This window comes from Providencia sp. PROV141 (assembly GCF_028481645.1).
GTDB classification, from domain to species: domain Bacteria; phylum Pseudomonadota; class Gammaproteobacteria; order Enterobacterales; family Enterobacteriaceae; genus Providencia; species Providencia rettgeri.
In genome coordinates this window covers 157,154-170,125 of record NZ_JAMPPR010000017.1, presented here as the reverse complement: position 1 = coordinate 170,125, position 12,972 = coordinate 157,154, and the positions used below count along the sequence as shown (strand labels likewise).

General features: G+C 44.7%; 11 protein-coding genes. All 11 read right to left on the bottom strand.

Annotation, left to right across the window (positions count from 1 at the left end; all coding sequences use genetic code 11):
• Position 1 precedes the first annotated feature (1 nt).
• The 11 genes from PSF09_RS11850 to rsmH are packed head-to-tail and all read right to left on the bottom strand — an operon-like array spanning position 2 to position 12,972.
• Positions 2–922 carry a D-alanine--D-alanine ligase gene (locus PSF09_RS11850; protein WP_272665812.1) on the bottom strand — a complete coding sequence of 307 codons (921 nt, stop codon included), beginning with the start codon at positions 920–922 and terminating at the stop codon, positions 2–4.
• A gap of 2 nt (positions 923–924) precedes the next feature.
• Positions 925–2,388 (bottom strand): UDP-N-acetylmuramate--L-alanine ligase, encoded by a 1,464-nt coding sequence (gene murC / locus PSF09_RS11845; protein ID WP_210837397.1) that lies wholly within the window; start codon positions 2,386–2,388, stop codon positions 925–927.
• A gap of 46 nt (positions 2,389–2,434) precedes the next feature.
• On the bottom strand, positions 2,435–3,508 hold the full coding sequence (gene murG, locus PSF09_RS11840) for an undecaprenyldiphospho-muramoylpentapeptide beta-N-acetylglucosaminyltransferase (protein ID WP_272683938.1): 1,074 nt from the start codon (positions 3,506–3,508) through the stop codon (positions 2,435–2,437).
• Positions 3,505–4,698, bottom strand: a complete 1,194-nt coding sequence (ftsW, locus tag PSF09_RS11835; protein WP_109912942.1) for a cell division protein FtsW — start codon at positions 4,696–4,698, stop codon at positions 3,505–3,507. Before ftsW ends, murG begins: the two co-directional genes overlap by 4 nt.
• Complete coding sequence (murD, locus tag PSF09_RS11830; protein WP_272665811.1) at positions 4,698–6,008, bottom strand: UDP-N-acetylmuramoyl-L-alanine--D-glutamate ligase; 1,311 nt, start codon at positions 6,006–6,008, stop codon at positions 4,698–4,700. The genes ftsW and murD overlap by 1 nt, the downstream gene beginning before the upstream one ends.
• A 1-nt stretch (position 6,009) precedes the next feature.
• Complete coding sequence (gene mraY, locus PSF09_RS11825; protein ID WP_272683937.1) at positions 6,010–7,092, bottom strand: phospho-N-acetylmuramoyl-pentapeptide-transferase; 1,083 nt, start codon at positions 7,090–7,092, stop codon at positions 6,010–6,012.
• A complete protein-coding gene (murF, locus tag PSF09_RS11820; protein WP_210837403.1) occupies positions 7,086–8,450 on the bottom strand; it encodes a UDP-N-acetylmuramoyl-tripeptide--D-alanyl-D-alanine ligase in 1,365 nt (454 codons plus the stop codon). The genes mraY and murF overlap by 7 nt, the downstream gene beginning before the upstream one ends.
• The gene (gene murE, locus PSF09_RS11815) at positions 8,447–9,934 is read right to left on the bottom strand and encodes a UDP-N-acetylmuramoyl-L-alanyl-D-glutamate--2,6-diaminopimelate ligase (RefSeq protein WP_272683936.1); all 1,488 of its coding nucleotides are present in this window, start codon (positions 9,932–9,934) and stop codon (positions 8,447–8,449) included. Before murE ends, murF begins: the two co-directional genes overlap by 4 nt.
• On the bottom strand, positions 9,921–11,687 hold the full coding sequence (gene ftsI / locus PSF09_RS11810) for a peptidoglycan glycosyltransferase FtsI (protein WP_210837407.1): 1,767 nt from the start codon (positions 11,685–11,687) through the stop codon (positions 9,921–9,923). The genes murE and ftsI overlap by 14 nt, the downstream gene beginning before the upstream one ends.
• An 11-nt stretch (positions 11,688–11,698) precedes the next feature.
• Positions 11,699–12,019 carry a cell division protein FtsL gene (gene ftsL, locus PSF09_RS11805; RefSeq protein ID WP_004913196.1) on the bottom strand — a complete coding sequence of 107 codons (321 nt, stop codon included), beginning with the start codon at positions 12,017–12,019 and terminating at the stop codon, positions 11,699–11,701.
• Complete coding sequence (gene rsmH / locus PSF09_RS11800) at positions 12,019–12,972, bottom strand: 16S rRNA (cytosine(1402)-N(4))-methyltransferase RsmH (RefSeq protein WP_210837409.1); 954 nt, start codon at positions 12,970–12,972, stop codon at positions 12,019–12,021. Before rsmH ends, ftsL begins: the two co-directional genes overlap by 1 nt.

The following is a 12,972-nucleotide window of genomic DNA, read 5'->3' as shown; positions in this document are numbered from 1 at the left end:
ATCAACGAGCCAATTTTAAAATTTGTACAACTAACTGTGAAAAACTCATACCAGCCTGTCGAGCTGCCATCGGTACTAGACTATGGCCTGTCATACCCGGTGATGTATTAACTTCCAGCAGATAAAATTGACCATCATTATCTTGCATTACATCAACTCGTCCCCAGCCTTCGCAGCCAACGGCTTGGTAAGCTTTCAGTGCTAATTCTGCGAGCTCAGATTCGAGCTGTTCACCTAAACCACTTGGGCAAAAATATTGAGTTTCATCAGATAAATATTTTGCTTCGTAGTCATAAAAAATACCCGGTGGTTGAATACGAATTGACGGCAAAGTGTTATCTCCCAACACTGCAACCGTGAACTCCGGGCCACTCAGCCATTTTTCAATTAACAACGTTTCATCAAATTGAAACGCGAGGTCCAATGCCGCCGGCAATGACTCTAGGATATCAACTTTGCTCATGCCAACACTAGAACCTTCTAGACTAGGCTTCACAATCAGAGGTAGCCCTAGCAATTGCACTTTAGCAACAATTTGCTCATGCGATACCTGCTTATACTGCTGCTTTGTTAAGTAAACATATGGCGATACACTTAACCCTGCACCTTGCCATAATTGTTTTGTTCTCAGCTTATCCATACTCAGCGCTGAAGCCATAACACCACTACCGGTATAAGGGAGGTTTAGTGTTTCTAACAACCCTTGTAATGTACCGTCTTCACCACCTCGGCCATGCAATGCAATAAAAACTTTATTAAAACCTGCATCTTTCAAGGTTTCTACAGGGAAATTTTGGGGGTCAATAGGATGAGCATCAATACCTGCTTGGCGTAACCCCGCTAGCACAGCATTTCCTGACTGAAGTGAAACTTCACGTTCAGCAGATGAGCCTCCTAATAGAACCGCAACTTTCTCTGTCATTTTTATTCCTCAACCATCGGTGGCTGTAATTTTGCATCGGCTAGGTTTTTAGCTATTTTACCAATATTTCCTGCGCCTTGAACTAAAATTAAATCATTTTCATCAAGAGTTTGAGCTAATATATGCGGAATTTGTTCACTATCGGCAACATAAATAGGATCAATCTGACCTCGACCACGAATTGTTCTGCACAATGAGCGGCTATCTGCCCCCGGTACATGCTTTTCACCCGCAGAATAGACATCTAGCATTAGCAATACATCTACCTGCCCTAAAACATTCACAAAATCATCGTATAAGTCACGAGTACGGGTATAACGATGCGGTTGGAATACCATAACAATGCGTTTATCTGGCCAACCGGCTCTCGCGGCTTTAATTGTTGCGTCAACTTCTGTTGGGTGGTGGCCATAGTCATCGACTAGCATCACTTCACCGTCTTTGCCGTTCACATTACGTAAAGGGAAATTCCCTAAGAAGTCAAAGCGACGGCCTGTCCCTTGGAATTCAACTAATGCAGATAAAATATGTAAATCGTCAATACCTTCTTCTGTGGCAACTGCCACTGCGGCTGTCGCATTGAGCGCATTGTGACGTCCCGGTGCATTTAGAACCACCGTCAGCTCTGGCATATTTTCACGAGCAATGGTGAAAAAGCCTTGATTTCCTTTTTGCTCATATTGCGTGATACGCACATCCGCATCTTCACTAAAACCATAAGTAGTAATGTAGCGACCAATTTTAGGTAGTAACGAACGAATGACAGGGTCATCAATACACATTACTGCACGCCCGTAGAACGGCAGATTGTGCAAGAAGTTAATGAATGTATTCGTTAAATTATCGAAATCGCCTTGGTAAGTATCCATATGGTCAGCTTCGATATTTGTCACAACCGCAACTAACGGTTGCAAATGTAAAAACGATGCATCGCTTTCATCGGCTTCTGCAATCAAGTAGCGGCTACTACCTAAACGCGCGTGCGTTCCTGCTGATTTAACCAACCCCCCATTCACAAATGTAGGGTCAAGACCTGCTTGTGCATAAATCCCAGAAATCATTGCTGTAGTGGTCGTTTTCCCGTGGGTACCTGCAACAGCAATGCCATGACGGTAACGCATTAATTCAGCTAACATTTCTGCACGACGAATAACAGGAATACGTAATTCTTTGGCGGCTTGAATTTCAGGGTTCTCACTCGAGATAGCCGTTGATACGACAACAACACTCGCGTCTTCAACATTCTCTGGGCGGTGATTAAAGTAAATCGTTGCCCCTAATGCAGTTAGTTGTTGAGTCACTGCATTTGGTGCTAAATCTGAACCACTAATTTCATAGCCTTCATTTGCCAACACTTCAGCGATACCACCCATGCCAGCACCGCCGATGCCGACAAAATGGATGTGCCTAACTCTTCTCATTTCTGGCACTGATGTTCTTAATTTCGCTAATTGTTGTGTATTCACTATATTTCTTCGCTTCTAATTAATTCGGTATCAATTATGGCTAATATTATTTAGCCACTTCGCAAATCACGGTAGCAACTCGCTCTGTTGCGTCTGTAATTGCACAGCTATGCGCTTTTTCGGCCATTGAGAGTAATTCGTTTCTATCCCATTGATCTAATAAGCTCGCCACAGCATCTGCGGTAAATTGTGATTGTTCTAAAATTTTAGCCGCTCCCGCTTTTTCTAGCGGTAATGCATTCCAATATTGTTGACGATCTTTATGTTGAAAAGGCACAAAAATAGCCGGTAAACCTGCTGCTGCAATTTCACTCACCGTTAATGCACCTGACCGACAGACAACAATATCTGCCCATGCGTAAGCTTGCGCCATATCATCAATAAATTCAGTAACTTTATACTCAGAATTGACTGAAACTTGCATATGCTCATTATACAATGCTTCTGTCGATTCCTTACTGCCTTTTCCCGCTTGATGCCAGATATTTAACTGTTTGCCTACTTTTTCAGCAACACACGGCATCACTTGATTTAAAATTCGAGCCCCTTGGCTACCACCAACAACTAATACGCGTATAGCGCCTTCTCTACCGGCTAAACGAACCTGTGGTGTAGGTAGTGCTAAAACGTCTTCACGTACTGGATTACCGACAACTGGTGCGTTAGGAAATGCCCCCGGAAAGGCTTGTAATACTCTTTTTGCGATTCGAGATAACCATTTGTTCGTTAAACCCGCGATACCATTTTGTTCATGGAGCACAACAGGTACACCGCATTGCCATGCTGCAATACCACCGGGCCCCGAAACATAGCCCCCCATGCCTAATACGGCATCCGGTTGATAATGCTTAATAATTGTTTTAGCTTGGCGAATCGCTTTATAAATACGCCATGGCGCCCCCAGTTGCGCTGCAATACCTTTGCCTCTGAGGCCCGAAATTTGAATGAATTCAATATCGATACCATGTTTCGGCACTAATGTAGCTTCCATTCGGTCAGCCGTACCTAACCAACGAATCTCCCAGCCTTGAGCCTGCAAATAATGAGCCACGGCTAACCCCGGAAAAACATGCCCTCCGGTTCCGCCTGCCATGACGAGTAATTTCTTTGCCTGACTCATTTAGTGCTCCTTACAAACGCCTGCGCTTTTTCAAGGCGTGTTTCAAAATCAATTCTCAGTAATATCGCAATGGCGGCAGCCATCACCAGTAAACTCGAACCACCATAACTAATTAGCGGTAGTGTTAAACCTTTTGTTGGTAACATGCCTGATGCGGCGCCAACGTTAACTAATGCTTGGAAGGTAAACCAAATACCAATAGAACAAGCCAAATAACCACCGAATAATTGGTTTGACATCAATGCGCGACGGCCGATCATCATTGCTCTAAATGCCAACATAAAGACCATCAGCAGAACCAATACAACGCCAAAGTACCCGAGCTCCTCAGCTAAAACCGAGAAAATAAAGTCTGTGTGTGCTTCTGGCAAATATTCTAATTTTTGTACTGAATTTCCAAGCCCTTGCCCAAACACTTCACCACGACCAAAGGCCATTAAAGATTGAGTTAGCTGATAACCACTTCCAAACGGGTCATCCCATGGATTCAAAAATGACGTGACTCGACGTAAGCGGTACGGCTCGAACCAAATCAAAGCCAATACCCCCACCGCACAAGCGGCAATACCAATAATAAAGGGGGCTAACCTTGCTCCTGCTAAAAACAACAACCCGAGAGTGGTAACCACTAAGACGATAACTGTCCCTAGGTCGGGTTGTAATAAAAGCAAGGACGCCATAACAATCAAAATACACATCGGTTTGATAAAGCCAAGAAAGCGGGTTCTGACTTCATCAGATTTACGCACTAAATAACTGGATACGTAGCAAAACAACGTAAATTTCGAAATTTCTGCCGGCTGAATTTTCACCAAGCCGATGTCTATCCAGCGTGATGCCCCGTTAACTGAACTCCCTGCTACCAACACCACGACTAGCATGCCAAGAGAAGCCATCAACAATATGAAGTTGTACTTCTCCCAAACCGCCATCGGAATACGCATAACACCTAGAGCTAAAATAAATGCGATAACGATATACACCACATCACGCTTAGCGAAATAAAACGGGTCTTCGGTTAAGCGCTGGCCAACTGGCATGGACGCAGATGTGACCATAATAAAACCAACCGCGGCTAAACCGAATGCCAACCACACCAATGTACGGTCGTAAAGCGTTGAGCCTGAAATCACGCCATTTTTTTCACCAATGACCCAATTTTTTAAACGCATCGCACCCGGTATCGTCATTAACCTAGCTCCTTGGCTAATTGAGCAAAGACAGTTCCACGCTGCTCAAAACTTTTAAACTGATCCAAACTAGCGCACGCTGGGGATAACAGCACCATGTCCCCGGTTTTTAGTTGAGGCGCAATTTGGCGTAAGCTTTGTTCCATCGTCTCAGTCAAAACTGATTTTTCAGGTGCCATATTCGCTAATTCTTTGCCATCACGGCCAAAGCAATATAAACGGTAGTTATCCGCAGCAATATATTGTTTTAATGGTGAAAAATCAGCTGACTTGCCATCACCACCTAATAATAAGTAGATGTTGCCGTCCACATGTAACCCATTTAACGCCGCTTCAGTACTTCCAACATTGGTGGCTTTGGAGTCATTAATCCAGCGTACACCGTTGTTGAATAACACTAACTCGAAACGATGCGCTAACCCCGCATAGTCTTTCAATACTTGAAGGCAAGCTGGGCGAGGAATACTCACGGCATCCGCCAGTGCTAACGCGGCTAACGCATTGAGGTAATTGTGTTGACCAGTTAAGTGCATCTCATTGACATCAAGCAGCTCTTTTCCTTTAGCCATTAACACCCGTTTTTGAGTATCAAAGAAATAATCACCACTATTTAAGCCAAAGCTAATGCATTCTTCCAAAGTATGATTCGCGGGTAAGGTCAGTGCATCTTGTAAGTTAACAATGCAGTTTTTGGCATTGTGATAAATTTTTAATTTCGCTTCACGGTACTGTGCTAGACCTAATGGATATCGATCCATATGATCTTCACTAATATTTAAGACTGTCGCGGCGGCCGCTTCTAGACTTGAAGTAGTTTCTAATTGGAAGCTGGAAAGTTCTAAAACGTATAGACGATGCCCTGCATTGAGTAATGAAAGTGCTGGCGTACCAATATTGCCACCAACACCAACTGAAATACCCGCAGCTTTAGCCATTTCACCAACCAATGACGTGACGGTACTTTTACCATTTGAACCTGTAATGGCGACAATCGGTGCATCGGCTTCACGACAAAACAATTCGATGTCACCCACAATTTCGATGCCGTTTTCTGCCGCTTCCTGCAACTGAGGTGTTGCCAACGCAATCCCTGGGCTCGCGACAATTAAATCGGCTGCCTGTAACCAGCTATTATTCAAGCTGCCACTATGGCATTCCACACTCGCTGGGAGTTTATCTACTCCCGGAGGCACTGCACGGGTATCCATAACGCGAGGCACAACGCCGCGCGCAAGGAAAAAATGAACGCAAGATAGGCCAGTGATCCCCAGCCCAATAATAACGACGTTCTTACCCTGATAATCGACCATCTTAACGCACCTTCAAGGTTGCCAGCCCAATGAGGACTAACATTAATGAGATAATCCAGAAGCGCACGATAACGCGAGGTTCTGGCCAACCCTTCAATTCATAATGGTGGTGAATTGGTGCCATGCGGAAAATACGTTGCCCGCGCAATTTAAATGAACCGACTTGTAAAATAACGGACAATGTCTCAACCACGAACACACCCCCCATAATCACTAATAAAAACTCTTGGCGCAGTAATACAGCGATAGTTCCGAGTGCACCACCAAGTGCCAATGAGCCAACATCCCCCATAAACACTTGAGCCGGATATGTGTTAAACCACAGAAAACCTAACCCTGCCCCCACAATGGCAGTACAGACAATCACTAATTCACCTGCATGTGGTAAAAATGGAATATGTAAGTAACTGGCAAAATTAACATTACCTGTTGCCCATGCCACTAATGCAAAACCTGCAGCGACAAATACCGTTGGCATGATAGCCAAGCCATCCAAACCATCTGTTAGGTTTACTGCGTTACTGGTTCCAACAATCACAAAATAAGTCAGCAAAATATACAGCATGCCCAGTTGTGGCATCACATCTTTGAAAAATGGCACCACTAGCTGCGTTGCTGGGGTGTCTTTACCAATCGCGTACATGGAAAAGGCAACAATTAACGCAATGATGGATTGCCAGAAATATTTCCAACGCGCGATTAAACCACGAGTGTCTTTACGTACCACTTTACGGTAGTCATCAACAAAACCGACAATGCCATACCCTACTAACACGAGCAGTACACACCAAACATAAGGGTTGTCTAAGCGAGCCCATAACAGAGTTGAAACGGTGATTGAGAATAAAATCAATAACCCACCCATGGTTGGGGTTCCACGCTTACTAAAGTGAGACTCAGGGCCTTCATTACGAACGACTTGACCTATTTGCATTTTTTGTAAATAGGCAATTAAATGAGGCCCCATCCACAGAGCAATGGCGAGTGCCGTCAGCAAACCGACAATGGCCCTGAACGTCAAATAAGAGAAGACGTTCAGAACAGAAAACTTGTGGACCAACATTTCGGCAAGCCAGACTAACATTCGAAGCACTCCTTCAATGCATTCACAACATCTTCCATCGCGGAACTGCGTGAACCTTTAACTAAAATAGAAACAACGTCCTTCTGCTGCGCTAGCGGAATTAGTCGGGTTAATAAATCTGCTTTCACGGTGAAATGCTCACCACATTCACTAAATTGGCTGATCAACTCACTTAATTGACCAACACTGAATACTTTGTCTAATCCAGCCTGTTTAGCGGCAACACCAACACGCTGATGGCAATCTTCTGCATAATCGCCCAGTTCACCCATATCCCCCACCACTAAGATGCGGTAACCTGGCATTTTTTCGAGAACGTGAATTGCTGCGATCATCGAGCCATCATTTGCGTTATAAGTGTCATCTAAAACTACTTTGTGCTCCGCTAAGCGCACAGGGTATAACCGCCCCGGTACCGACTTCGTTTTCGCTAAGCCATTTTTAATATTATCGAGGCTAGCACCGACTGAAATGGCTAATGCACTCGCCGCTAACACATTAGCGATGTTGTGCATGCCCGGCAGTGGTAACGTGACATCGACACGACCGACTGGCGTGTGCAGCACAAAATCCGTTGTCAGCTGGTTCACTTGAATATCAGAAGGATAGAAATCTGCTTTTGCTTGTGATGTTAGTGAGTAATACCAAACAGTTTGGCGTGGCTGAAACTGCCACTTTTCACTGTAGCTATCAAGGTTAACAATTGCAGTTCCTTCTTCTGGAATACCTTGATAAATTTCACCTTTCGCTTTAGCAACCCCTTCTGGTGAACCAAAACCCGCTAAGTGGGCAGCAAATAAATTGTTAACTAATGCGGCTTCTGGTTTGACGATATTGGTTGTGTAGGCAATTTCATTTGGATGATTAGCGCCCATTTCTATCACCGCGAAATCATCATCATGGGTTAAACGAAATAGCGTCAAAGGCACACCAATATCGTTGTTTAAATTACCTGCAGTATATAAGGTTTTACCGCGCTCAGATAAAATGGATGCAGTCATCTCTTTGACGGATGTTTTGCCTGAAGACCCCGTCAAACCAACCACTCGTGCTCTGCTCTGATGACGAACCCATGCAGCCAGTTGGCCCATTGCAATACGCGTGTCTTTCACGATAATTTGTGGGCAATCCACTTCCAGTTTGCGCTCAACGAGTAACGCCTTAGCGCCCGCCATAACGACTTGCTGCGCAAAATCATGGGCGTCGAAGCGTTCACCTTTTAACGCAATAAATAGGCAATTTTCAGTAATTTTGCGGCTATCCGTACTCACCGCGCTAACCATTGCATTGGTGTCTGGAGCAGATTCAATCTGCCCTTGGGTAATTTGTGCCAGTTGAGCGAGTGTTAAAGGGATCATGCGATTACTCCCAACAAACGAGCCACGGTTAGGCGGTCTGAGTAATCTAACTTGCGCTGACCAATAATTTGATAATCTTCGTGACCCTTACCTGCAATCACAATCACATCATCAGGAGATGCCTGCAAAATGGTGTTTGTCACGGCTTCTGGACGACCCGGTATGGCCAAAGCACGGCTGGAATCTAATAAGCCCGCCATAATATCATTAATAATATCGATAGGGTCTTCACTGCGCGGGTTGTCGTCTGTGATCACGATTTTATCTGCATATTCTTCTGCAGCGGCCCCCATTAGTGGACGCTTGCCTTTGTCACGGTCACCACCGCAACCAAATACACACCATAATTGACCTTTGCAATGTAAGCGTGCTGCCGCTAAGGCTTTTTCTAAGGCATCCGGAGTATGTGCATAATCAACGACGACTGTCGGTTTATTCGGTGCACTGAACACTTCCATACGCCCACATACTGGTGATAATGAAGAAGTAGCAGCCAACAGTTGCTCCAACGGATAATCCATCATCAGTAAAGTTGCCATTGCCACTAATAAGTTGCTGACATTAAACGCGCCCATCAACGGGCTTTCAAAGCGCCCATTTCCCCATGAGGAATCAAAATGGACAGTTGCGCCTTTATCGTGATATTCCACTTCAGTGGCTTTTAACCATGGGCCTTGCCAATCATTTGGAATGCGGTTTTCCATGGTCACCGCGCACGCTTGTGGTAAACGTTGTAGCCATTTCAAGCCAATATCATCATCAGCATTGATGATTTGCGATTTTGTATTATGCGTGGAAAACAACAGCCATTTTGCGGCTTCATAGCTTTCCATATCGCCATGATAATCAAGGTGATCACGGCTTAAATTAGTAAATACAGCGGCATCAAACTGTAAGGCAGCAACTCGGCCTTGCACTAAGCCATGGGAAGATACTTCCATCGCTGTTAATGTCGCTTTTTGGTTCAATAATTGAGTCAATTCAAGTTGGATATCTACCGCAGAGCCGGTAGTATTTTCGCTTGGCGACACATGGCCTAATAGACCATTACCCACGGTTCCCATTACAGCGCTAGTCTCCCCTAGCCCTTGAGCCCACTGAGCAATTAATTGTGTCGTCGTTGTTTTACCGTTTGTACCCGTCACACCAACGAGTTTCATATTTGCTGATGGCTGCTGATAAAACTCCCCCGCAAGGGCTGATAAACGATTATTCAGGTCATTTAAATAAATAACAGGGACGCCATGAACGAAACGAATTTCACCTTCAACAGCTTCACCTTCCGCTTCCGCTATCACAGCAGAAACCCCTTGAGCAATTGCTTGAGGAATATAGTGTCGTCCATCTGATTGATGGCCTTTTATTGCAATAAACAGATCGCCCGCGGCAGCCTTTCGACTGTCTAGCGTCATCTCACGCAGTGAGATTGGAGTTGTGCTCACACCAAAGGGTGAGAGTAGATCACAAAGATTACGATCTGCCACTTTTAACCTCTTTTTGACTATTTACAATTTCATTTTGTTCATTTGGTTGCAATGCATCGGGTTCAACGTTCATCAACCGTAGAACCCCTCCCATGATTGAACCAAATATCGGTGCAGATACCGCACCACCGTAGTATTTACCTGCACTGGGCTCATTGATGAGCACCACTAACGCATAGCGTGGGTTACTCGCAGGAGCCACACCCGCGGCGTAAGCTAAATATTTCTCAACGTAACGCCCTTCAGGACCCACTTTTTTCGCAGTCCCTGTTTTAATAGCAATGCGATAACCTTTAATTGCTGCTCGTGCTCCCCCGCCTCCGGGTAAAGCCACACTTTCCATCATATGAACCACTGTTCGCATGATCGGCTCAGGAAAAACACGAGTTCCTGACACAGGAGGGTCAACCTTCGTGATAGATAATGGCCGATAAATACCAAAACTACCGATAGTTGCATAGGCTCGCGCTAACTGTAACGGTGTTACCATTTGCCCGTAGCCAAAAGAAAAGGTGGCCCTTTCTAAATCAGACCACCGTGTTTTTTTACTTGGAAAGATGCCACTACTTTCCCCGACTAACCCCAGATTAGTCGGCTTGCCAAACCCAAAGCGGCTATACACATCCACCAGCTCAGTGGCAGGCATCGCTAACGCAAGCTTTGAAACACCTACGTTACTCGACTTCTGTAAAATCCCAGTAATTGTTAGTTCAGCATACCGTGCTACGTCTTTGATCTCATGACCGCTAATACGATATGGATAAGTATTAATTACTGAGTTTTCTTTAATAATTTTGTTATGTAGCGCACTCATGACCACCATGGGTTTCACTGTTGAGCCGGGCTCGAAAATATCGGTGATAGCACGGTTACGCATCGCATCCATTGATGTACCCGTTAAATTATTTGGGTTATAGGATGGACTATTTGCCATTGCTAAAATTTCACCGGTATGAACATCCACTAAAATTGCCACGCCCGATTCAGCTTTATTTTCCTGTACACCACGTGTTAATTCACGGTAAACAATGGATTGAATGCGTTCATCAATACTTAATGTCAGATTATGCGCAGCTTGGCTGTCAATGGAGGAAATCGTTTCAATCACTCGCCCATTACGGTCTTTGCGAACTGTACGTTCACCCGGTGCACCTTTTAACCAACGGTCAAAGCTTTTCTCAACGCCTTCAATGCCTTCGCCATCAATATTTGTTACCCCCAATAAGTGAGCGGTAACTGGGCCTGATGGATAATAACGACGAGATTCTTTACGTAAGTAAATACCGGGTATTTTTAATTTTTTAACGTAATCGCCAATAGATGGGTTAACTTGACGCGCTAAATACACAAAACGGCCTCTTGGATTGGCCGATATTTTGCTGGTAATTTGTTCTAGTGGGATCTCAAGGGCATCCGCTAATGCTTTCCAGTGCTCGTCATTGCTGATCCCCCCTTTTTCAAACACTTCTTTGGGGTCAGCCCAAATCGCATTAACTGGCACACTCACCGCCAGTTGCCGTCCTTCTCGGTCGCTGATCATGCCTCGGGAAGTTGCGACTTCTTGCACTCGTAAAGAGCGCATATCGCCTTCTTTCACCAGTTTCTCTGGTGCGATAATTTGCAGATAAGCCACCCGCGTCAGCAACCCAGCTAACGCCAAGACAATGCATCCGCACAGCAAAATAAAGCGCCAGCGGACAAAGCTGGTACTTTCTTCTTGTTTCTTATTTTTCGCTGTTTTTGGTGCTTTCATTAGGAACCTTTTTATTGCTTAGAAACAATAATTTTTTCTTGTGATGGTTCAACTTGTACCATCTGTAATTTTTCAACCGACAAACGTTCTATCCGGCTATGGCTCGCAAGGGCGTTTTCTTCAAGGATCAAATTGCGCCATTCGATATCTAATAAGTCTTTTTCTTCATACAATTTATCTTTAGCTGCCGTTAACAAACGCGTTTCATGTGCCGTAGTCACGACAAAAACGGCACTGATTATAATTGCAGCCAATAAAATCAAAGGAACGATGCCATAACGAAATAAATCACGCCCAATGACGCGAGCTAGGCTGTGCCTTTCTGGAACCATTATTCCGCCGCCTTTTCAGCAAACCGCAACACGGAACTCCGTGCGCGAGGATTTTCGTCAATTTCGTTTTCCGAAGGTTTCATCTTACCTAGGTCACGTAACTGCGCTGTGCCTAACTCTTTAATCTGCGCTTCAGTCAGTGGAATACCAGCTGGCACTGATGGTCCTTTACTATTTTTGCGAATAAACCGTTTTACTAATCTATCTTCCAAAGAATGGAAGCTGATAACCGATAAGCGCCCTTGTGGTGCTAAAACGCTCATTGCGCCTTCTAACGCTTTTTCAATCTCTTCCAATTCACTATTGATATAAATACGAATCGCTTGGAAGCTACGTGTTGCAGGGTGTTTATGCCGATCTTTCATCGGACTGACTTTGGCAATCAACTCTGCAAGATGCCGTGTACGTGTTAATGGCTCTTCTTCTGGATTATGGTTACGTTCAACAATCGCTCTCGCAATTCGTTTCGCAAAACGCTCTTCTCCAAAAGTTTTCAATACCCAAGCAATGTCATCCGCTTCTGCGTCCATCAACCATTGCTGTGCGGATTGCCCTTTGGTTGGGTCCATTCGCATATCTAACGGCCCGTCACGCATAAAGGAAAAACCACGCTCTGGGTCATCTAACTGCGGTGAAGAAACCCCTAAGTCCAGTAATACTCCATCAATTTTCCCTGCTAACCCTTCTTCTTCCACATACTCTGCAATCGCAGAAAATGGGCCATGTTTAATCATAAAACGCGGGTCATCGATAGCCTGTGCCGCTTTTATTGCTTCTGGATCACGGTCAATAGCAATTAACCTTCCTTGTGCGCCAAGCTGGCTTAATATCAACCTTGAATGGCCACCACGACCAAAGGTGCCATCGATATAGATACCGTTAGGTTTAATGTTTAAGCCGTTCACGGCTTCATCCAGTAATACTGTTACGTGTTTAAATTGCTGTTGCGTCAT

Excerpts from the sequence above, each read along its gene's own strand:
- PSF09_RS11850 (WP_272665812.1), bottom strand. The coding sequence starts at position 922 with ATGACAGAGAAAGTTGCGGTTCTATTAGGAGGCTCATCTGCTGAACGT.
- murG (WP_272683938.1), bottom strand. The coding sequence starts at position 3,508 with ATGAGTCAGGCAAAGAAATTACTCGTCATGGCAGGCGGAACCGGAGGG.
- ftsL (WP_004913196.1), bottom strand. The coding sequence starts at position 12,019 with ATGGTTCCAGAAAGGCACAGCCTAGCTCGCGTCATTGGGCGTGATTTA.
- murD (WP_272665811.1), bottom strand. The coding sequence starts at position 6,008 with ATGGTCGATTATCAGGGTAAGAACGTCGTTATTATTGGGCTGGGGATC.
- ftsW (WP_109912942.1), bottom strand. The coding sequence starts at position 4,698 with ATGACGATACCGGGTGCGATGCGTTTAAAAAATTGGGTCATTGGTGAA.
- ftsI (WP_210837407.1), bottom strand. The coding sequence starts at position 11,687 with ATGAAAGCACCAAAAACAGCGAAAAATAAGAAACAAGAAGAAAGTACC.
- rsmH (WP_210837409.1), bottom strand. The coding sequence starts at position 12,972 with ATGACGCAACAGCAATTTAAACACGTAACAGTATTACTGGATGAAGCC.
- murF (WP_210837403.1), bottom strand. The coding sequence starts at position 8,450 with ATGATCCCTTTAACACTCGCTCAACTGGCACAAATTACCCAAGGGCAG.
- mraY (WP_272683937.1), bottom strand. The coding sequence starts at position 7,092 with ATGTTAGTCTGGCTTGCCGAAATGTTGGTCCACAAGTTTTCTGTTCTG.